General features: G+C 71.6%; 20 protein-coding genes and 9 pseudogenes. 12 read left to right on the plus strand and 17 right to left on the minus strand.

All coding sequences use genetic code 11. The features are described 5' to 3' along the window. Nucleotides 1-20: 20 nt before the first annotated feature. The 5 genes and pseudogenes from G5V59_RS26825 to G5V59_RS26845 all read right to left on the minus strand — a co-directional run. A complete protein-coding gene (locus G5V59_RS26825; protein WP_278260079.1) occupies nt 21-563 on the minus strand; it encodes an ATP-binding cassette domain-containing protein in 543 nt (180 codons plus the stop codon). 91 nt (nt 564-654) lie between these two features. Beyond that, a pseudogene (locus G5V59_RS37795) lies at nt 655-873 on the minus strand (ATP-binding cassette domain-containing protein); the annotation flags it as partial. A 218-nt stretch (nt 874-1,091) separates the two neighbouring features. Further along, a pseudogene (locus tag G5V59_RS26835) lies at nt 1,092-1,427 on the minus strand (ABC transporter transmembrane domain-containing protein); the annotation flags it as partial. An 85-nt stretch (nt 1,428-1,512) separates the two neighbouring features. After that, nucleotides 1,513-1,614, minus strand: a pseudogene (locus tag G5V59_RS37800) (hypothetical protein); the annotation flags it as partial. 625 nt (nt 1,615-2,239) lie between these two features. Then, nucleotides 2,240-2,665, minus strand: a pseudogene (locus G5V59_RS26845) (nitroreductase family protein); the annotation flags it as partial. A 96-nt stretch (nt 2,666-2,761) separates the two neighbouring features. On the opposite strand from G5V59_RS26845, the gene G5V59_RS26850 reads away from it, so the two are divergent. The 7 genes from G5V59_RS26850 to G5V59_RS26880 all read left to right on the plus strand — a co-directional run bounded on the left by G5V59_RS26850 (nt 2,762) and on the right by G5V59_RS26880 (nt 8,503). Continuing rightward, complete coding sequence (locus G5V59_RS26850) at nt 2,762-2,917, plus strand: hypothetical protein (RefSeq protein WP_278258537.1); 156 nt, start codon at nt 2,762-2,764, stop codon at nt 2,915-2,917. Between the two features lie 89 nt (nt 2,918-3,006). Then, entirely contained in the window at nt 3,007-3,984 is a 978-nt protein-coding gene (locus G5V59_RS26855) for an ATP-binding protein (protein ID WP_278258538.1), read from the plus strand. A gap of 1,473 nt (nt 3,985-5,457) precedes the next feature. Next, nucleotides 5,458-5,901 (plus strand): hypothetical protein, encoded by a 444-nt coding sequence (locus tag G5V59_RS26860; RefSeq protein ID WP_278258539.1) that lies wholly within the window; start codon nt 5,458-5,460, stop codon nt 5,899-5,901. Further along, nucleotides 5,795-6,457, plus strand: a complete 663-nt coding sequence (locus tag G5V59_RS26865) for a hypothetical protein (protein WP_278258540.1) — start codon at nt 5,795-5,797, stop codon at nt 6,455-6,457. Before G5V59_RS26860 ends, G5V59_RS26865 begins: the two co-directional genes overlap by 107 nt. Continuing rightward, complete coding sequence (locus G5V59_RS26870; protein WP_278258541.1) at nt 6,457-7,455, plus strand: cytochrome P450; 999 nt, start codon at nt 6,457-6,459, stop codon at nt 7,453-7,455. Before G5V59_RS26865 ends, G5V59_RS26870 begins: the two co-directional genes overlap by 1 nt. 189 nt (nt 7,456-7,644) lie before the next feature. After that, on the plus strand, nt 7,645-8,031 hold the full coding sequence (locus G5V59_RS26875; RefSeq protein ID WP_278258542.1) for a hypothetical protein: 387 nt from the start codon (nt 7,645-7,647) through the stop codon (nt 8,029-8,031). A 283-nt stretch (nt 8,032-8,314) separates the two neighbouring features. Continuing rightward, on the plus strand, nt 8,315-8,503 hold the full coding sequence (locus tag G5V59_RS26880) for a VOC family protein (RefSeq protein ID WP_278260080.1): 189 nt from the start codon (nt 8,315-8,317) through the stop codon (nt 8,501-8,503). Between the two features lie 19 nt (nt 8,504-8,522). Here the strand turns inward: G5V59_RS26880 and G5V59_RS26885 are convergent, their stop codons facing one another. The 7 genes and pseudogenes from G5V59_RS26885 to G5V59_RS26915 form a co-directional block, all read right to left on the minus strand. Then, nucleotides 8,523-8,858: a sulfotransferase gene (locus tag G5V59_RS26885; RefSeq protein ID WP_278260081.1), complete on the minus strand. Its 336-nt coding sequence runs from the start codon at nt 8,856-8,858 to the stop codon at nt 8,523-8,525. After that, nucleotides 8,809-9,021 (minus strand): annotated as a pseudogene (locus G5V59_RS37805) (sulfotransferase); the annotation flags it as partial. The gene G5V59_RS26885 and the pseudogene G5V59_RS37805, both read right to left, overlap by 50 nt. A 109-nt stretch (nt 9,022-9,130) precedes the next feature. Further along, nucleotides 9,131-9,697 (minus strand): annotated as a pseudogene (locus G5V59_RS37810) (sulfotransferase); the annotation flags it as partial. Beyond that, the gene (locus tag G5V59_RS26900; protein WP_278260082.1) at nt 9,687-10,166 is read right to left on the minus strand and encodes an SDR family oxidoreductase; all 480 of its coding nucleotides are present in this window, start codon (nt 10,164-10,166) and stop codon (nt 9,687-9,689) included. The pseudogene G5V59_RS37810 and the gene G5V59_RS26900, both read right to left, overlap by 11 nt. Then, nucleotides 10,054-10,485 (minus strand): annotated as a pseudogene (locus tag G5V59_RS26905) (SDR family NAD(P)-dependent oxidoreductase); the annotation flags it as partial. The pseudogene G5V59_RS26905 and the gene G5V59_RS26900, both read right to left, overlap by 113 nt. Next, nucleotides 10,470-11,012, minus strand: coding sequence for a hypothetical protein (locus G5V59_RS26910; RefSeq protein ID WP_278258543.1), 543 nt, complete (start codon nt 11,010-11,012; stop codon nt 10,470-10,472). The pseudogene G5V59_RS26905 and the gene G5V59_RS26910, both read right to left, overlap by 16 nt. A 228-nt stretch (nt 11,013-11,240) precedes the next feature. Continuing rightward, nucleotides 11,241-11,453, minus strand: coding sequence for a hypothetical protein (locus tag G5V59_RS26915; RefSeq protein ID WP_278258544.1), 213 nt, complete (start codon nt 11,451-11,453; stop codon nt 11,241-11,243). Nucleotides 11,454-11,588: 135 nt separating this feature from the next. Between G5V59_RS26915 and G5V59_RS26920 the strand changes: the two genes are divergently transcribed. From G5V59_RS26920 to G5V59_RS26930, 3 genes and pseudogenes are all read left to right on the plus strand, one after another. Then, nucleotides 11,589-12,110, plus strand: a complete 522-nt coding sequence (locus G5V59_RS26920; protein WP_278258545.1) for a hypothetical protein — start codon at nt 11,589-11,591, stop codon at nt 12,108-12,110. A gap of 66 nt (nt 12,111-12,176) precedes the next feature. Next, nucleotides 12,177-13,355, plus strand: a complete 1,179-nt coding sequence (locus tag G5V59_RS26925) for a hypothetical protein (RefSeq protein ID WP_278258546.1) — start codon at nt 12,177-12,179, stop codon at nt 13,353-13,355. A 43-nt stretch (nt 13,356-13,398) separates the two neighbouring features. Then, nucleotides 13,399-14,251, plus strand: a pseudogene (locus G5V59_RS26930) (aldo/keto reductase). 38 nt (nt 14,252-14,289) lie between these two features. Here the strand turns inward: G5V59_RS26930 and G5V59_RS26935 are convergent. From G5V59_RS26935 to G5V59_RS26945, 3 genes and pseudogenes are all read right to left on the minus strand, one after another. After that, on the minus strand, nt 14,290-15,456 hold the full coding sequence (locus G5V59_RS26935; RefSeq protein WP_278258547.1) for a hypothetical protein: 1,167 nt from the start codon (nt 15,454-15,456) through the stop codon (nt 14,290-14,292). After that, nucleotides 15,456-15,725, minus strand: a complete 270-nt coding sequence (locus G5V59_RS26940) for a hypothetical protein (RefSeq protein WP_278258548.1) — start codon at nt 15,723-15,725, stop codon at nt 15,456-15,458. The genes G5V59_RS26935 and G5V59_RS26940 overlap by 1 nt, the downstream gene beginning before the upstream one ends. Nucleotides 15,726-15,789: 64 nt before the next feature. Beyond that, nucleotides 15,790-16,089, minus strand: a pseudogene (locus G5V59_RS26945) (LLM class flavin-dependent oxidoreductase); the annotation flags it as partial. Between the two features lie 308 nt (nt 16,090-16,397). Between G5V59_RS26945 and G5V59_RS26950 the strand changes: the two are divergent. Beyond that, nucleotides 16,398-17,336: a nitroreductase family deazaflavin-dependent oxidoreductase gene (locus tag G5V59_RS26950; protein ID WP_278258549.1), complete on the plus strand. Its 939-nt coding sequence runs from the start codon at nt 16,398-16,400 to the stop codon at nt 17,334-17,336. Nucleotides 17,337-17,366: 30 nt separating this feature from the next. Beyond that, nucleotides 17,367-17,921 (plus strand): hypothetical protein, encoded by a 555-nt coding sequence (locus G5V59_RS26955; RefSeq protein WP_278258550.1) that lies wholly within the window; start codon nt 17,367-17,369, stop codon nt 17,919-17,921. Here the strand turns inward: G5V59_RS26955 and G5V59_RS26960 are convergent. Together G5V59_RS26960 and G5V59_RS26965 are read right to left on the minus strand one after the other, a co-directional pair. Further along, nucleotides 17,878-18,384 carry a hypothetical protein gene (locus G5V59_RS26960; RefSeq protein ID WP_278258551.1) on the minus strand — a complete coding sequence of 169 codons (507 nt, stop codon included), beginning with the start codon at nt 18,382-18,384 and terminating at the stop codon, nt 17,878-17,880. The two genes, G5V59_RS26955 and G5V59_RS26960, sit on opposite strands and share 44 nt — an antisense overlap. Next, complete coding sequence (locus tag G5V59_RS26965) at nt 18,381-19,343, minus strand: hypothetical protein (protein ID WP_278260083.1); 963 nt, start codon at nt 19,341-19,343, stop codon at nt 18,381-18,383. The genes G5V59_RS26960 and G5V59_RS26965 overlap by 4 nt, the downstream gene beginning before the upstream one ends. Nucleotides 19,344-19,411 lie beyond the last annotated feature (68 nt).

Here is a 19,411-nt window from a genome sequence, read left to right on the forward strand (position 1 = left end):
TGCCAGCCGGGTCACCGTCGTCAGGTCACAGCGAGACGTCGGCACGGCGGCTGTCGCAGTGCGGACGGCCGTGCGGCTCGCGGGAGAACTGCTCGTCGTACAGCCGCTTGTAGAGACCGCCCGACGCCAGCAAGCTCGCGATGCGTGCCGCGCTCGACCACCCGGCCGTCCTCCGGGCCGAAGATCACGTCGGCGGACTGGATCGTCGAGAGCCGGTGCGCGATCGCGATCGTCGTGCGGGACCGGGTCGCGCGCTCCAGCGCCTCCTGGACGAGCCGCTCGGTCTCGTTGTCGAGGGCCGACGTGGCCTCGTCGAGGATCAGGATCCGTGGGTCCTTGAGCAGCACCCGGGCGATGGCGAGGCGCTGCTTCTCGCCGCCGGAGAGCCGGTAGCCGCGCTCGCCGGTGACCGTCTCGTAGCCCTCGGGGAAGCCCATGATGCGGTCGTGGATGTTGGCGTCGCGGGCGGCCCGCTCGATCTCCTCCGCGGTCGCGTCCGGCTTGGCGTAGGCGATGTTGTCGCGGATGGTGCCGTGGAAGAGGTACGGCTCCTGGGTCACCATCCCCACCGCGTCGGCCAGCGAGGAGAGCGTGAGTCTCGCGGACGTCGTGCCCGTCGATGAGGACCGCGCCCTCGGTGACGTCGTAGAAGCGGGGGACGAGGTACGTCGCGGTCGTCTTCCCGCTCCCCGAGGGGCCGACGATCGCGGCGAGTCGGCCCGGCTCCACCACGAGCGAGACGTCGTCGAGGGCCCAACCCTGGGCGGGCGCCTCGTCGGTGTCGGTGCCCTCGATGCGCACGCCGCTCTCGCCGAAGCGGTCCCGTGTCGTCGTACCGGAGAGGGTGCGCGGCTCGGGGTAGCGGAAGCGCACGCCGCGCAGGCTCCACCCGGCCCTGCAGGCGATCCGGGTCGAGCACGGTCGCGCCGGGCTTCTCGGTGATGGCGGGCTGCAGGTCGAGGTACTCGAAGATCCGCCGGAACAGCGCGAGCGAGGTCTGCACGTCGAGGGTGACCCGCATCAGCCTGCAGCAGCGGCATCTGCAGCCGGCCCTGGAGCGTGGTGAACGCGACCAGCGTGCCGGCGGTGAGGGCGTCCTCGCCGACCGGCATGCCGCCGGTGATGATCCAGCCGCTGGCGAGGTAGATCAGTGCGGGCGTGATCGCGAAGAAGGTCTGCACGACCGCGAAGAAGGTGCGACCGGTCATCGCCTGCTCCACCTGGAGCCGGGTCTGGCGGCGGTTGGCCTCGCGGTAGCGCTCCACCTCGGAGTCCGCGCGGTTGAACACCTTCGCGAGCAGGATCCCGCTCACCGACAGGGCTTCCTCGGTGATCGCCGTCATCTCCGAGAGCGACTCCTGGGTGCGGCGGGCCAGGCGTTGGCGGACCCGGCCGACCCGGAACTGCAGCACCACGAAGAGCGGCATCAGGAACAGCGTGATCACGGTCGACCTGCCACGACAGCACCACCATCGAGACCAGCGCGGCCGAGACGGTGACGGTGTTCTGCACGATGGTGGTCGCGGTGTCGGTGAGCACCGTGCGCACCCCGGCGACGTCGTTCGCCAGCCGGGACTGGATCGCCCCGGTCTTGGTGGCGGTGAAGAACGCCAGGCTCCATCTTCTGCAGGTGCTCGAACAGGTCGCCGCGCAGGTCCGCCATCGCCGAGTTGCCGACCGACGAGGTCAGCCACATCTGCCCGATGCCGATCAGGGCGACCACGATCGGGATCGCGCACATGCCCGCCACCAGCCACGCCAGCAGGTGCAGGTCCGGGCCGCTCCCGTCGAGCGGGAAGAGCGCGTCGTCGAAGACCGCCTTGGTCAGGAAGGGCGCGAGCGCGGTCAGCGACGCGGCCGCCACCACCGCGACCAGCACCAGCGCGATCTTGGCGCGGTACGGACGCAGCAGCCGCGCGATCCGCGGGATGACCGGCTCGCGCTGGTCGAGGTCCTCCGGGGTCAGGTGGGTCACCACGGGACTCGGCCTCACCAGCCCGCTCCCCACCGGCCACGGTGCGCGACCTCGGTCCAGGGCGTACGACGCCGCCGCGCGGCCGAGCCGCGCGCGCCCGTCGTACCGGGGGCGGGGTGGCCGATCGTGATCGCCCCGATCGGGTGCGGCGCCTCCTCGTCGGCGGTGTCGACCAGGCCGAGCCTGCGCCTTGACGGCATCCACCCGGTCCGGGACCAGGCCGAAGAAGCACGACCCCAACCCGGCGTCGGTCACCGACTGCAGGATCAGCAGCGAGGCCATTGCGGTGTCGAGGTGCCAGTACGGCATCGCCCACCGGCTCTCGTCGCGCTCGTGGAGCCCGGCGCGGCGCTTGTCGGGCTCGGCGTAGCGCTCCAGGTACGACGCCCGGCGGCTGCACGGCACGACCACCACCGGCGCGCCCATCATCCCGGCCAGCCAGCGGTCCGGCTCACCGCCCGGGAGCGCGGCGTCGGTCTGCGCGGCCCAGAAGCCGTGCACCGCCTCGGGGGTGTCCAGCACGACGAACGCCCAGCCCTGGGAGAACCCCGCGCTCGGGGCGCGGGTCGCGTGGTCCAGGGCCCGCTCGACCACGGCGGGGTCGACCGGCTCGGGTGCGTAGGCGCGCGTCATGCGGCGTCGTCGTACGACCTCTGGAAACTCCACCCGACCTCCTCGGCCACCCATCATCCCACCGCGGCCACGGCGGCAATTGAGGTAGGCACCGAGCCACCTAAGGCAGTTGCCCGATGTGGGGGCCTACCTCAGAGGACCACTCTCGATGACATGAGCAACGACTACTTCATCTCCGCAGAGAACGACTACCGCCGCCAGCAGGCCGCTCGCGGCATCGCCGCCGCCAGCCGGTCCGGACGCAGCCGGGCCTCGTGGCTGCGCCGCCTCGCGGCCACCGACCCCGCGGTCCAGCGCCAGTCGCGCTGAGTGCCGCCCGGTCGGCCGACCCCTTGACGCAGACCATGTCGGCGCGCGGCGCCATGATGGTGCCCGTGGCCGTACACAGCAGCCTGACCATGGTCGGGCGCGACGCCGAGCTCGCCGAGGCGACCTCGGTGCTCGACGACGCCGTCCGTGCGGCCGAGACGGGCAGCCCGCAGCGCGTGCTGCTCCTCTCCGGCGACGCCGGGGTCGGCAAGACGCGGCTGCTGCGCTCGCTGCGCGACCACGCGCACGACGCCGGCTGGCAGGTGCTGGCCGGGCACTGCCTGGACTTCGCCGACAGTGCGCTGCCCTACCTGCCCTTCAGCGAGGTCCTCGGGCGGATCGCCACCGAGCACCCGGCCCTCGTCGACGCGGTCGCCACCGACCACCCGGCGCTGACCCGGCTGCAGCCCGGCCGTCGGACGCGGAGCGCGGGGGAGGACGACCCCGGCGGCGAGGTCGGCCACGCGCCCGACCGCGGTGACATCTTCGTCGCCGTCCACGCCCTGCTCGAGGCCGTCGCGGCCGAGGCGCCCGTGCTGCTGGTCGTCGAGGACCTGCACTGGGCCGACCAGTCGACCCGCGACATGCTGGGCTTCCTGTTCACGCGGGCCTTCGCACGTCCGGTGGCCATCGTCGCGTCGTACCGCTCCGACGACCTGCACCGCCGTCACCCGCTGCGCCGCCAGGTCGCCGAGTGGAGCCGCCTGCCGCAGGTCAGCCGACTCGCGCTCAACCCGCTGTCGGAGGACTCCGTCCGCGCGCTGGTCCGCGAGACTCGCCGACACCATGGACGAGTCCTCGGTGACCCGGATCGTGGCTCGTGCCGAGGGCAACGCCTTCTTCGTCGAGGAGCTCGTCGCCTCCGACTCCTGTGCCACCGGCGACGTGCCGGGCGACCTGGCGGACGTGTTGCTCGTCCGCCTCGACCGCCTCGCCGACGATGCCCGCCACGTGGTCCGCGTCGCCAGCGTCGCCGGGCGCCGGGTCAGCCACGAGCCTGCTCGCCGCCTCCGCCGACCTGCCCGAGGACGCTCTCGACGCCGGCGTCCGACAGGCCGTGGAGATGAACGTCCTGGAGGTCCGCGGCGACCGCTACACCTTCCGGCACGCCCTCCTCGGCGAGGCGGTCTACGACGACCTCCTGCCCGGGGAGCGGGTCCGGCTGCACGCCCGCTTCGTCGCCGCGCTCGACGAGGGGCTGGCCCGCGGCACGGCCGCCGAGCTCGCCCTGCACGCCCGTCGCGCCAACGACCTCGACCGCGCGGTCGCGGCCAGCATCGAGGCGGGCGACGAGGCGATGGCCGTGGGCGGACCCGACGAGGCCGCCGACCACTACCAGCAGGCCCTGGAGCTTGCTCGAGGACGCCGGGCGCGCCGCCCGGCTCGGCATCGACCACTCCAGGCTCGTGGTGAAGACCGCCACCGCGCTGACCACCGGTGGCAACGCCCTCCGGTCGGGGCAGCTTGCTGCGGACCCAGACTCGAACGGCTCGGTCCCGACGCTCCGCCGTACTCCCGCTCCCGGCTGCTCCTCGCCTATGCCGAGGTCCTCGCCATCATCGAGACCGGCCTCGACCCCGTCGCGCTGGCCGCCGAGGCCCTCGAGTTCGCTCCCGAGGGGGAGAGCGCGCTGCGGGCCAAGGTGCTCGTCGCGTACGCGCGGATCCTCGGCACGCACGCGCGGCACCGTGAGGACGAGGCGGAGGCGCTCGCGACCGAGGCCCTCGCCCTCGCCGAGCGGCTGGCCCTGCCCGAGCTCGCCTCCGACATCCGCACCACCCTCAGCGGCCTGCGCGTCAAGATCGTCGAGGGTACCGAGCAGGACGCCCTGCGCCGGGCGTTGGAGTCGGCCGTCGAGAGCGCCGCCCGCGCCGGTGCCTTCCAGGCTGAGATCCGCGGCCGTTGGCTGCTCGCCCGCTCGTACCAGGACTCCGGCGACTGGGTGCAGTCCGCCCGCTGGTTCCGCTCCGCGCTCCACCTCGGTGAGCGAGCCGGGCTGCTCTGGGCGCCGTTCAGCATCGAGTCACGCTGGCAGACTCACCTGGATCAGCCTACATCCTCGGCGACTGGGACGAGGTGCTCGCTCTGGTCGACGCCGTCGACGGCGTCAACGCGCCCGCCGTCCCGCGGGGGATCATCCAGCCGGCACAGGCTCGCCGTTCTCAACGCCCGAGGCCATGACGTGCTCGACCGGCTGCTCCCGCTGCGCACCCTGTGGGAGGCCGAGGGTGGGATCGCCGTGTTCAGACTCGGGCGTCGAGATCGAGGTCTACGCCGCGCGTGCCGATGCCACCGCCGCCCTCGCGGCCTACGACGACGTCGTGGAGGTGCTCACCCGGATCTGGCACGAGCACTTCGGAGGTCGCATCCGGCTCGCCGCCCAGACCCTCACCGCACTGGCCGCCGCGATGCCCGGCGCCAGTGCCGCCGAACGCCGGAACCTCGCCGCCCAGGCCGACCGGCTCCGTGCCGACGGCGACGCCGTGCTCGCCTGGTCACGCGAGCGCGGCAGCCCCTGGGGTCCTGAGGGCCAGATGTGGGTGGACCGACTCGTCGCCGAGCACCTGCGAGTGCGCTGGTTGGCCGGCGTGGGCACCGAGCAGCGCGACGAGCCGATCGACGCCTGGCAGGACGCGACCGACTCCGCCGTGAAGCTCGGACACGTCCCCGAGCAGGCGCGCGTCCGGGCCGCTCACGCCCAGGTGCTGCGGCTGACCGGCGACCCGGTACGAGCGCGGGACGAGGCGGAGACGGCCCGTGCGCTGGCCGAGCGAACTCGGAGCCCCCGGCCTGGTGGCCGACCTGATGGCCGAGGCCGGCACCTCCCGCTCCGCCGCGCGTCCCTCCGGCCGTCCGGCTGCATCGGCCGGCCCCGGCGTGCCGGCGCTGACCGCCCGCGAGGTCGAGATCCTGGCCCTCGTCGCGGAGGGCCGCTCCAACGGCGAGATCGGCAAGCAGGCTCTTCATCAGCACCAAGACGGTGAGCGTGCACGTCTCCAACATCCTCGGCAAGGCTCGGCGCGGCCAGCCGGACCGAGGCGGCGGCGATCGCGCGCCGCGACGATCTCCTACCGTAGGAGGCTGTCGAGGCTCCGCTCGCGGCGTAGCGTCGGGCTCGTGACCCTCGAGGCAGAGCGCGCCACGGCGCGAGACGGCGACACCCGCGACCTGACGATGCGCCGGTTCCAGAAGACCAGCGTGGTCGGCGGGAGCGGTCTGCCGCCGGTGCCCCTGGACGCGCTGCCCCCGGGCCCGCGGTGGCCGGCGCTCGTGCAGACCATCGCGCTGATGCGCTTCCGGCACCGCTTCCACCCCTGGCTCCACCGCCGGTACGGCGACGCGTACACCGTGAACCTCGTCCCCGGGGGCCGCCCGCTGGTGCTCTTCACCCGGCCCGAGGTCACCAAGGAGATCTTCGCCGGCGACCCCGAGGTCTTCCACGCCGGCCGGGGCAACGCCGTGCTCGGCCCGATCATGGGCGAGCACTCCCTGCTCCTGCAGGACTCGACCGAGCACCACCGGGCCCGCAAAGCTTGCTGATGCCGGCCTTCCTCGGGCATGCGCTGCGCGGCTACCGGGGCATGGTCGCCGAGGTCGCCACCGACGAGGCCGAGGGGTGGACCGAGGGTGTGCCCTTCCGTGCGCTGGAGCGGATGAACGCGCTGACGCTCGAGGTCATCCTCCGGGTGGTCTTCGGCGTGACCGACGAGGAACGGCTCGCCCGGCTGCGGCCCGCGGTGAACCGGACCGTCGAGATCAACCCCGCCGTGCTGCTCGGATGGGCCTATCCCCGCCTGCAGAAGCTCGGCCCGTGGCGGCGCACGGTAGAGAACCAGGTCGAGACTCGACAGGCTGATGTATGCCGAGATCCGCGAGCGTCGTACGGCCACCGACCTCGCCGACCGCACCGATGTCCTCTCTCGGCTGCTGGCCGCCACCGACCCCGAGGAGCCGGGCAGCGGGCTGGACGACACCGAGCCTGCGCGACCAGGCTGGTGACGCTGCTGCTCGCAGGTCACGAGACCACCGCCTCGGCGCTGTCGTGGGCGCTCGTGGAGATCGGCCGCAGCGCCGACCTGCTCGCCCGAACCCAGCACGCGGCCGACCAGGGAGACGACGCCTGGCTGGAGGCTGTCCTCAAGGAGTCGATGCGCCTGCACCCGATCATCCCGATGGTCGTCCGGACGCTCATGGCACCGGCAACGGTCGGTGGGTGGGACCTCCCGGCCGGCACCACGGTCGGGCCGTCGATCATCCTGAGCCACCAGCAGGAGTCGAACTTCGCGGACCCGGACGTCTTCCGGCCCGAGCGCTTCCTGGGCAAGGACACCCCCGCGCTCAACGTGTGGATCCCCTTCGGTGGCGGCGTGCGGCGCTGCATCGGAGCCGGCTTCTCCCTGATGGAGGGGGTCGAGGTGCTCCGCGAGGTCTTCCGCCGGTACGACGTGGAGGCTGTCGGCAGGGAGGTCCCCCAGGTCCGCAACATCACGAGCGTTCCTCGTCGCGGGGCGCGGATCCGGGTCGCGCGGAGGGCGTGACCTCGGCCGTCGCGGCGATGCTCTCGAACAAACTCGGCGTAGTCGGCGTAGTCGCTGCGGGCGACCGAGCAGGTCAGGGTCACGCCGACGCCCTCGTCGACCCACGCCCACTGGTCGCAGATCACCGAGACTGCGCCGACGCGGTGGCCGAACCGGCGGTAGCCCACGATCCGCTCGGCGAGTCTCGTAGTGCTCGATCTCCTCGACCTCGAACTCCTCCAGGCCGTTGCCCGGTGCGAGGAGGACGCGGCGGCGCCACTGCTCCCCATCACCGGTCACCGGTACGGCGCGCAGGACCGAACCGGGGGCGAACCCGCTCGCGAGGCGGCGCGGCGCCCGCGCGGCGAGCGCGATGGCCTGCTCGGGATCGGCGTGGGTCACCCAGTGCCGGGGGACGGACAGGAGAACGTCGTGGTGGCTGGTGGCCGCGTGCTGGGTCATGGCGGCAGGGTGCGCGGCGAAGGTGAAGTCGACGGTGGTGGCGGACGGGCGCTGTGGACGACCGCGCCGGCGGGGCGGCCTGTGGAGGGGAAAGGGACGGATCTGGGGCGCAACGGGAGGCTCTGGGGCACCTGAGCCCCGCCCACCGGCACGCGGCGGCGAGCGTCCGCGCGGCTAGCAAGGGGCGGAGCGGCCGGCCCGGCAGGCGGTGTCGGTACCCCCACCTAACGTCGTGTCATGGCCATCGCACGCAATCCCCAGTTCGTCACCGACTGCCCGGACCCGCTCGTCCTGGCGGAGTTCTACGGCGCCATCCTCGGGTGGACGCCGAAGACCGACCCCGACGGCAGGCTGGGCCACCGTCTTCTCCGGCGACCACTTCCTCCACTTCCAGCGGGTCGAGGACTACCGACCACCCGTGTGGCCGGGCCAGGACGTGCCGCAGCAGATCCACCTCGACGTCGACGTGGACGACCTGGACGAGGCCGAGGTCGCGGTCGTGGCGCTGGGGGCGACCAAGCACGAGCACCAGCCCGGCGAGAGCCTTCCGGGTCTTCCTCGACCCGGCGGGGCACCCGTTCTGCCTGTGCCGGGCCTCGGGCGGTGAGTGAGGTGAGGGCGATGCGCTAGCGGACGAAGGCCTCGCGGACCTCGTCCTCGGTCAGGCCGTAGTCGGCCAGGTCGTAGCGGTGCGAGGGGCGGCGTGGACCCTTGCGCGACTCGTCGTCGAGGCGGTGCACGGCATCCTGTGCGGCCTGGCTCCAGGTCAGGCCGAAGGCGTCGTAGATCGCGCCGACCGTGCCGACCGGGTCGTTCACGAAGTCGCGGTAGTCCACGTCGAAGAACTGACGCTCGTCGTACTTGGGCCGGGCCTGCCAGAAGGCGTGCCACTGCCGGGTGAGGTGGCCGAGTCTGGTCCCGGCCGAGGGTCTCGCCGACGAAGGTCGTCGAGTGGCCGGCAGTGGCCTCGGCGGAGAGCGAGCAGGCGGAGGCGACGGAGGTCACGGGCTCGCGCTGGGTCATCACGACGAGCGCGTCGGGGTAGACCTCGAGCAGGGCGTCGAGCGCGATCAGGTGCGAGGGGTTCTTGAGGACCCAGCGCTGGTCCTGGTCGTTGAGCCCGATGAGCCTGCAGGTTGCTCCGGTGCCGCTCGTAGGCGTCGGTCCAGCCCTGGGTGGCCAGCCAGCGGGAGTACGCCGGCACGTGGGCCAGCGACTCGAAACCCAGGGACTTGCCGGTCTGGCGCAGCACGCGCCAGCACTCCTCCGGCTCGGTGGCGTCGGAGTAGTGGATCCCCATGAACTCGGGGTTGCTGATGTGGTGGGCCCGGAACGCGCTCTGCATGGCGTTGAAGATCGGGTCGTCGGTCCAGGTGGCGCGCGGCGGGCGGGGCTGCGGGAACTCGGTCAGCCACATCTCCAGGCCCTGGTGCGCGGGGTCGGCGCAGAGCAGGCGGCTGAGCGCCGTCGTACCGGTGCGGGGGAGGCCGAGCACGAAGATCGGCCGCTCGATCGCGACGTCGGCGTGCGCGGGAAGCTCGGTGAAGCGGGCCTGGGTGAGCAGCCGGGCGACGAGTGCGCTCTTGACCTGGGAGCGCATGAAGTAGTTGCCGGTGCCGGTCAGCCCGGCCTCCGGGGAGCCGAGGTCCTCGACGAGGATCCGGAAGGCCTCCTCGTGCCCGGGGGCGTCGGCGAAGCCGAAGTCGGTCAGCCCGGTGGTGCGGGTCGCGGCGGCGCAGATGTCCTCGAAGGAGCCGACGTCGGAGCGCTGCCGCTCGGCCGGTGCGCTCTCAGTCGACATGGAACTCGCCGCAGTCCACGTTCAGCATCACGCCGGTGACCGCGGAGGCGAGGTCGGAGGCGAGGAACAGGGTGGCCCGGGCGACCTCCTCAGGCGAGGCGAGCCGCTTGAGGTCGGTCGGAGCGGCCTTCTCGGCGTAGACCTCCTCGTGGGTGCGCCCGGACTCGGAGGCGAGCCAGTCGAAGTAGGCCTTGTTGACGTCCTCGTAGATGTAGGACGGCGCCACGCTGTTGACCCGGATGCCGCGCGGTCCGAGCTCCGTGGCGAGCGAGGACGCGAGGTGCTTGAGCGTGCCCTTGGAGAGCTTTGTAGCCGCTGTACTCCGGCTGGCTGCTGTAGACGACGCACGAGTTGACCATGATGATCGACCCGCCCGGCTTGTCCGCGGTCTCCGCGAGCGCGTCGGCGAACAGGGCCGAGAGCCGGAGCGGGGCGAAGACGTTGGTCTCGTTGGCGGTGCGCAGGCCATCGAGGTCGAGGGTGCTGATCGGGTCCATCGGCGGGATGCCGAAGGCGTTGTTGATGAGGCAGTCGACCTTGCCGAACTCGGCCACGGCGGCGTCGACGAGCGCCTGGCGCTGGCCCTCGTCGGTGATGTCGGTCGGTACGACGAGCGCCCGGCGCCCGTAGGACCGGACCGTCTCGGCCGCCTTCTCCAGGCGCTTCGGGGTGCGGCTGGCGAGCACCAGGTCGGCGCCCATCCGCGCCGCCTCCTCGCCGAGGGAGCGGCCCAGCCCCGGCCCGACCCCGGACAGCACGACGACCTTGTCGGTCAGCAGATCCACCATGCGCGCCAGAATAGAACGTGTTTCAGTTTTGGTCGAGGGTGTTGGTCGTATTGGTAGGCGCCGGGCCGTGTCAGTCGGCGGGATCGAGGGCGAGGGAGCCGGGCGCGGGCAAGGCCCCGCCGCCCGCAGCCGCCTTGCGTGCGACGTCGGCCGCCTGCTCGCAGGTGGGCGCGAGGATGGCGGCCTCGATGCCGGCGGAGAGGGTCCAGCGGACGCTGCAGGACGCGAGGCCCTGCTCCTCGGCCAGCCTGCCGGGAGCGCGTTCCGCGCACGGCGCCGAGAGCGACGTGGACGTCGTCGGGGTGGGTGGACGCATCGAGGATCCAGGCGGTGATCGTGCCGCTCGTGCACGCCGTCGCGTCGTCGCCGGTGGCGCTGAGCCCCGCACTCGACAGCACCTGGCACGCGACCGGGCGCGGTGTGGCCAGGTCGAAGGCGTGCGGGTCGGCGCGGAGCCGCGTCAGGACCGTGGTGACCTGCGCGAGGAGCGGGCCGCAGTCGGGCTGGTCCGCGGAGGTGAGGGCCACGCTCGTGCCTCCGGCCGGGAGGAGCACGAAGCAGGCTGGGGCCGACCGGTCCGGCCCAAGCCTGGAAGCCGGCGAGACGCTTGGGGGCAAGGCCGTCGGTGTCGGCGGCGTTCCATCTCCGTCCGACCTCCGCCACGATGTCGCTGTCCTGTGCCGACGTCCAGGTGGTGCACGTGGTGGCGCCCTTGCCGAGCCGGCCAGCGAACGCGACCCGGCGCCCGGCGGCGCTCAGCCTTGCACGGGTCCAGGCTGGCCGATCGAGGCCCAGGTGGCGTCGGTCGTCCGGGCCGGCGTGGGTGCGTCGGGGGACGGCTTCCCGCTCGGCGGCCGGTCGCTGTCCTGCGACGACGGTGGCGTGTCGGACGAGGGCGTGCACCCACCGAGCGCCAGGACGGCGCAGGCCAGCACGCCGATCAGGGCACGCAGCATCGGTCGGGACACGAGCGCCACCTTTCCCTTCGCCGCGACCTCCACAAACCCCTCTGATCAGATGTGATCGACAAATCAAATCAGGTTTGGTGTCTTTGTGTCAGCGGGCATATCGCCGCCATGACGAATCCGTCCTACGAGAACCTCATGACGGCCGACATCGGCCGGATGTACTGGGCGGCGACCAAGGCGCTGCCCGACCAGGCGGACCTGATCTCCGCGGTGGCCAAGAGCCTGGCGATGGGGCTCGACACCCTGAACGTGCAGGCCGCCCTCGCCGGGGACTCCCCGGCGTTGACCGGTGCGCTGTCGATCGGCGGCGACGTGCACGCGGTGCTGCGCAGCGCGGTGATCTCGCTCAACAACGCGGCGCAGGCCGTCCTCGCCACGGCCGCGGACTACGCCCGCACCGACGACGAGGCACGCGAGGACCTCCACCGGCTCGGGCTGCGCCTGCCCTCCGTGGCCGACCCGTCTCCCGCATCGGCCGGACCGGCGCTGCCGGACCTGGCCGCGCCGGGCGCGACGACCGACATCGACATCCTGGGAATCCACATCGAGGACGTGAAGGTCGGCACCACGCCGGACCCGACGGACGTCGGCTACGAGCAGGGCCAGCAGATGGACGGTCCGGACCTGCCCGCCACACCGACGCCGGGAGCCCACTGATGGCCTTCGACTCCTACGCCTTCTCCAAGACGCTCGACGAGATCGAGAAGCCTACTCGGCTACCTGATGGGCAACGAGCGCGCGTTCCTCTACCTCCGCTCGGCCCGCAGCGAGTCGATCCAGACCACCGAGGACCTGCCGCCGGAGGTCGAGGGCATGGGCGTGTTCTACCTGGCGATCTACGAGGTGGACAACGACTACCGGTTCCCCTGCCCGGACTCGCGCTACGCGGTCAAGCCGATGTGGTCCGATGGCGAGTACTCCTCGCCGCTGCGCTTCCCGGTCTTCCGCCCGGTCGACGAGGACGGCGCGAAGGCCGCGCAGGACGCGTTCTTCACCACGCTCAAGACCAACGCGAACCTGGCGTACCAGCAGGGGGTGAGTCTGGTCGGCGGGCATCGCGGACTACTGCCGCAGCGTGTGTGCCCAGTTCACCGAGGTCAGCCCCGAGACCATCGCCGACGCCCTGGTGGACCTGCAGCGGAACACCCTCGGCAAGGCTCCACCCGCAGAACAACTCCGACTGGGCCACGATCGAGCATGTCTCGAACTTCTGGACCGGCGAGGGTGCCAGCGCGTTCGCCAGCCTTCTACGACAACTTCAACTCGATGCTCGGCCGCTGCTACACCTTCACCTGTGACGTCGTCGCCGCCTTCGGCATGCTCGCGATGCTGACCCACGGCGCCCAGGTCGGTGCGCAGAAGTTCGCCGAGAGCGTGCGCGACAACCTCAAGACGCAGTCTCGCCGAATGGGTACGGCAGGACGGCCGGCCGGCGGATCCGCCGACGGAGCCGCCCTGGATGGCGGACTTCACCAAGATCCTCGGCTCGGCCTGGGCCGTGGTCGGGGACCTGCCGGTGGTCGGGGTCGTCAAGGAGCAGGTCGACAAGTTCGTGGGCACCGTCACCGACGTGTCGCAGCCTGGTCACCGACATCGCCGACGTCAGCGGGCACAAGTTCGGGGAGACCCACGCGGACGTCAAGCCTGGAGGGCGCCGAGCAGATCTACACCGGGCTCACCGACACCCTCTACTCGACGTACTACGAGGGATACCGCTCCGGCCTGACCCAGCCTGTTGTCCGGCAACCCCCACGCGGACCCGCCCACCGATCCGGGCGCGGCGTTGCCGTTCAGCATCGACCAGGCGCTGCGCGACCTCGCCCACTCAAGGGGGCGCACCAGTGGAGTCCCGGCGAGGTCACCCACTCCGGGAGCATGACGGAGGCCGGCGACGACTACTGACCCGCGGGCGGAATAGTGAGCGCCCGCCTCGGTTGGGATGGAGGTGAGCATTCCTCGGATCGAACTCAACGACCACACGTCCATCCCGCAGTTCGGGCTCGGTGTCTGGCAGGTGCCCCAGGAGGACGCGGAGCGCGTCGTCTCCGAAGCCTTCGAGATCGGCTACCGCCACGTCGACACCGCCCAGATGTACGGCAACGAGGCCGGCGTCGGCGCCGCGATCGCGCGCTCCGGCCTGGCCCGAGAGGAGCCTGTACGTCACCACCAAGCTCAACAACAACCGGCACGAGCCGGCGCAGGCCAAGGACTCGCTGCGACGTTCGCTCGAGCCTGCTCGGCCTCGACAAGGTCGACCTCTTCCTCATCCACTGGCCCCTCCCGACCCAGTACGACGGCGACTTCGTCGCGACCTGGAAGGCGCTCCTGGAGCCTGCGGGACGAGGGCCTGACCACCTCGGTCGGCGTGTCCAACTTCCAGCCCGACCACCTCGACAAGATCGTCGAGGCGACCGGCGTCGTCCCGGCGGTGAACCAGATCGAGGCGCACCCGTACTTCGCCAACGAGGCCGCCCGCGCGGCCACCACCCGGCACGGCGCGGCCGTGCAGGCCTGGTCCCCGCTGGGCCAGGGCGGCGGCGAGCCTGGACGACCCGGCCGTGACGGCCCTCGCCGAGCGGCACGGCAAGACCCCGGCCCAGGTGCTCCTGCGCTGGGCGCTGGACCGCGGCGACATCGTGTTCCCGAAGTCGCTCAGCAAGGAGCGGCTGGCGGAGAACTTCGAGGTCTTCGACTTCGCGCTCGCGGCCGACGAGGTGGCCACGCTGGCCGCGCTCGACAAGGGCGAGGCGGGGCGGCAGGGCCCGAACCCGGACACCTTCGACTGGATCCCCGACTGATCGGGTCGCGGTCCTGAGCCGACGCGGCGGGCGGTGCGCTAGGAGATCATCCTCCGGGCCACCGCCCGCTGTCGTGCGGCGATCCTCTCGGCGTACTCCGCCTCGCTCAACCCGGCCAGCCCGGGCACCCGCGACGCCACCTCGGCGACGGGCACGACCTCGACCCCCGGCCCGTCCGCCGGACCGAGCGCGCGGGAGAAGCCTGCTGCCAGCGCAGCATGATCGGCCCGGTGCGGTGGCCGGTGGTCTCCAGCCAGTTCGCGACCGGTGTGCCACGCGGCCCCGGCGGACGCTCGGAGATCACGAACCGCAGCAGAGCGTCCTCGGAGGCCACGGCCTGGGCCTTCGTGAGCGAGGTCTGGTGGGTCTCGTAGTCGGTGGAGGCGTACCAGTCGGAGCCGATCTGGATGGCCTGGTAGGTGCAGTCGTCGCAGCGGGGGACGGTCACGATCATCGCCTCGTCCTCGGCGAGTCTCGTAGTGCCCGATCGAGGAGTACTGCGAGGACAGCCCGCCCGGTGTCGAGGAGGGCACGGTGAGGGTGTTGACCGGCTCCTTGTACTGGAAGAAGTGCGGGAAGGCGAACCAGGTCTGGATCGAGCCGGTCAGTGAGCGGGCGGCGACCTCGTACTTCTTGCGGAGCAGGTCCTCGGTCAGCGGACGCCGGGGGCGACCGACGGTGTCGGCCCGCTCGATGCTCAGCGTGCCGCGCTCCTCGGTGTCCCAGTCGTTGAACACCTCGCGCACGATGAGGGTCTTCGCGCCGGGCTCGGCGGTGTAGGCGAAGGAGAAGGCTCCCATCTGGCTCGACGTCCAGACTCGCGCTCGTCGAAGGCCATCAGCGAGGTCGCGGCCGAGTCGGCGGAGTAGGTCCCGCCCATCACCTGGAAGGACAGGTCGGCCGACGTGCCGCGGCGGCCCCGGATCACGTACGAGACGCCCTCGCGCAGGTAGGCGTGGAGGTAGACCGCGTCCGGGTTGTCGAGCCCCTGCCGCGAGAACTGGTGGGTGGGGTTGATGAAGAGCGGTTGCTCCAGGTCGTAGTCGAAGGCGGTCTGCAGCGCCATCCGGATCCGGCCGGCGAGGTAGTCGTAGCCCTCGAGCCGGTCCGCCTCGGTCCGGATGAAGGGCGCGTTGGCGATCAGGCTCCTCGGCCTCGGCGATCGCCGTCTGCAACGGACCGGTCAGCCCGAGCGAGGCCGACATCAGCCGGCCTTCGCGATGATGTTCTCGGCGTACTGCTCCAGGTGCTTGATCTTCGTCTCGAGCGGCTCGGTGTCGGGTCCCTTGATGTACGGCACCCGGAAGCCCACGATGCAGTCGGTGACCCCGCGCTCCTCCAGCCGCTTCACGCCGTCGACCGTGTAGGCGTCGTAGGAGATGACGTGGACCTCGAACTCGTCGGGGCCGCGGGTGTCGCCCTCCTCCGCACGGATCTCGGCGAGCCGGGTGAGCAGGCGGTCCAGGCTCCTCACCGTCCCCGCCGGCGTGCATCCACCCGTCCCCCTTGCGTACGGCGCGCCGCAGCGCCGCGTCCGAGTGGCCACCCACCAGCAGCGGGATCCGCTCGGTCGGCGCGGGGCACTGCTGGAGCGGCTCGATGTCGAAGAACTCCCCGGAGTAGCCGAAGAAGGTCGGTTCGTCGCCGGGCTGGGTGAGCCCGCGCAGGATGTCCATGCACTCGTCCATCCGCTTGCCGCGCCGCTCCCACGGGACGCCGAGCGCGGCGAAGTCCTCGGGCCAGGGAGACAGCCCGACGCCGAGGCCGAGCCGGTTGCCCGACAGGAACGCCAGCGACGAGGCCTGCTTGGCGACCAGGACGGGCGGGCGGATCGGCAGCCTTCAGCACGAAGGGGGTCAGCCGCAGGGTCGAGGTCTGCGCGAAGAGGTGCGCGCACAGGATGAAGGTCTCGATGAACTCCTTGCCGAGCAGGAACTCCCGGTCCCCGGTGTCGGTGTAGGGGTACTTCGAGTCCGACTCCTGCGGGTAGATCAGGCTGTCCGCGATCGTCATCGAGGTGTAGCCCGCCGCCTCGCAGGCCTGGGCGAGCGGGGCGTAGTAGCCGGCGTGGGTCATGCCCTCGGCGAAGGAGAAGCGCATGGGCGAAACACTAGAACGTGTTCTAGATTTCTGCCAGAGTGCAGGCATGGCGGGACTGCCGAAGGAGAAGCCCGAGGGGCTCGACAAGCCGATCGTCGCGACGATCATCAAGTACGGCGCGAAGGCGAACGTCCGGGCCTTCCGGCTCACCAACGGCCGGATCGGCGCGAAGTGGCGGATCGGCGCGGGCTGGCGCAAGCCGGTCCCGGTGCTGCTCCTCGACCACGTCGGGCGCAAGAGCGGCGCGCGGTTCACCACGCCGCTGCTCTACCTGCCCGACGGCAGCGACCTGGTGGTCGTCGCCTCGCAGGGCGGCCTGCCGAGGAACCCGCAGTGGTTCCACAACCTCGTCGCGACGCCCGACACGACGGTCGCGCTGCCCCGCGAGCGCGCCCGGCCGGTGCGCGCCCGGGTGGCCGGGCCGGGAGAGCGGGCGCTGCTGTGGCCGCGCCTGGTCGACCTGTACGCCGACTTCGACGAGCTACCAGTCGTGGACGGACCGGGAGATCCCGGTCGTCGTCCTGGAACCCCGCTGAGGACCGAGGAGCACCCGTGGACCTGCAGGAGCCTGAGCGACCGCGCGGAGATCACCGACGCGATCACCCGCTACACCCTCGCCGTCGACGAGGGCGACTTCGACCGGTTGGACACCGTCTTCACCCCGGACGCGCACATCGACTACACCGAGAGCGGCGGCGTCGTCGACACCTACGAGGTGGTCAAGGCGTGGCTGGCCGAGGCGCTGCCCGGTTTCTCCCGGCACCGGCTGCACACGGTGGGCCAGATCGCCTTCGACTTCACCGAGGGGCGCGACGCGGCCGAGGTGACGGCGTACTTCCACAACCCGATGCGGATCTCCGACGGCCGCGGCGGTGAGCGGGTGGTTGAGGTGGGCGGCCTCTACCGCCACTCCTTCGTGCGCACCGACGCCGGCTGGCGCTCGCGCCGTCTCCACGAGCAGGTCGTCTGGACACGCGGTTTCTGATTTCACCACCCGACCCGGAGAATGGGCCGGGTGAGCGACCAGAACGAGCCCCGCGCCGACCGCCCCGTGCTCAACGGGCTGGTGGCGCTGGTCGGCGTCGGCCTCGGGGTGGGCCTGCTCGTGGCGCTCGTCGCGGTGGTCGGCATCAAGGTCCTGGGTGTCGGCGGTGACGGCGGCGACGCCTCCGGTGGTACGACGGTGCACGACTCGATGTACCTCCCGAGCCCGGTCGAGACCGAGGTCTCCAGCGGCCCGCTGATCACGCTGAACACCGAGGACCCGGACGACGAGGGCACCGACTCCGCCGGCGACGAGCCGTCGGACGAGGCGACCACCGAGGACACCGCCTCGGAGTTGCCGAAGGCCGGCCAGATCTCGCTCCAGGCCGTCGACAGCACGGTCAGGCTCCGGGGAGCGGATCTACTTCAGCGGCGTCTACCCCGGTGGCGAGGGCGCCATCTTGTGGCTGCAGCGCTGGCAGGACGGTGCGTGGGCGGACTTCCCGGCCAGCGTCGGGGTCGCCAACGGCACCTTCTCCAGCCTACATCTTCACCGGCGTCAGCGGCCTCAACCGGTTCCGGGTGATCAACCGCGACACCGGCACCGTGAGCAACGAGATCAGGGTCACCGTCAACTGAGGTCCCGACCCGCTCAGGCGGTCGGCACGACGAGCAGGGCCCAGGCCACGACCGGGGCGACCAGCACGATCGACATGCCCCACTGCATGAGCCGCTTGAAGACCATCTCGCGCTCGTCCGCGTCGGCGTTGGCGACCACCAGGGCGCCGTTGGTCGAGAACGGGCTGCAGTCGACGACCGAGCCTGGAGATGGCCAGGGCCGCGATCAGCGCGATCGCGTTGACCTGGTCGGTGAGCAGGAAGGGCACGGCGAGCGGGATCAGTGCGCCGATGATGCCGGTGGTCGAGGCGAAGGCCGACACGATCGCGCCGATGAGGCAGATGAGCAGCGCGGCGACCAGCGGTGAGCCCACCTTCGCGACGCTGTCACCGAGCCAGTCGACGACACCCTCGTTCTGCAGCAGCGTCACGTAGGTGACGATGCCGCCGATGAGCAGGACGGTGCCCCAGGCTGATCTTCTCCACCGCACCCTTGGCTGACGCCGGGAAGACCAGGGTGAGGGTCACCGCGATCGTCAGCGCGGTGAAGCCCACGTCGAGGTCGAAGCCGAGCGCGCCGACCATGAGCGCGACCAGACCGACCAGGGTGAGCGAGCGCTGCGGGTTGAGCCGGGTCACGTCCTCCGGGTCGTCGCTGCGGGTGCTGCGGCGCGCCTCGACGGCCGAGTGGGGGTCGCGGTCGCGACGCCGTGCGTGGCGGCGTACGACGCCTGCTCGGCCTCGTTGCCCATCGCCCCCACGGCGACGGTGTCCCGCCCGCGGGCCACGAGCCTGGCGTCCGCCGAAGGCGAGGTAGGTGATCGCCGCGATCAGGGTGGCGGCGGAGAAGGTGGTCACGAACAGCACGCCCTGGTTGCCCGGCAGGTCGTTGGTGTCGACGACGCCGTTGGTGATCGAGCCGAAGATGCCGATGGGGGAGAAGGCTGCCGGCGGTCGCGCCCTGCACGACCATCATGCCCATCATCACCGGGTGGATCCGGTAGCGCAGCGCGAAGCCCATCGCGACCGGCGCGACGATCGCGACGGCCGCCGGGCTGACCGCGCCGATGGCGGTGACCACCGCGCAGACGAAGAACATCGCCCAGGGCACCAGGGCCACCCGCCCGCCCACGGCGCGGACCGCGGCGTGCACGATCCAGTCGACGGTGCCGTTGTTCTTGGCCAGCGCGAAGAGGTAGGTGACGCCGACCAGGATCACGAACAGGCCGCTGGGGAAGCCGGCGAGCACGTCCTCCGTCGTGGCGTCGTAGACCGCCAAGCCGACGACGAAGGACGCCACGAGCGCCAGCGCGCCCATGTTGACGCCGCGCACGGTGGCGACCAGGAAGACCACCGCCAGCACGGCGAGCGAGATGAGTTCGTGGGACATGGTTCTCCTGGGGAGGCCGAGGATGTGATGGGCGTCATACGTGCGAGCGTCAGTGTGCCAGTGGCTAG

The organism is Nocardioides convexus (assembly GCF_011090295.1).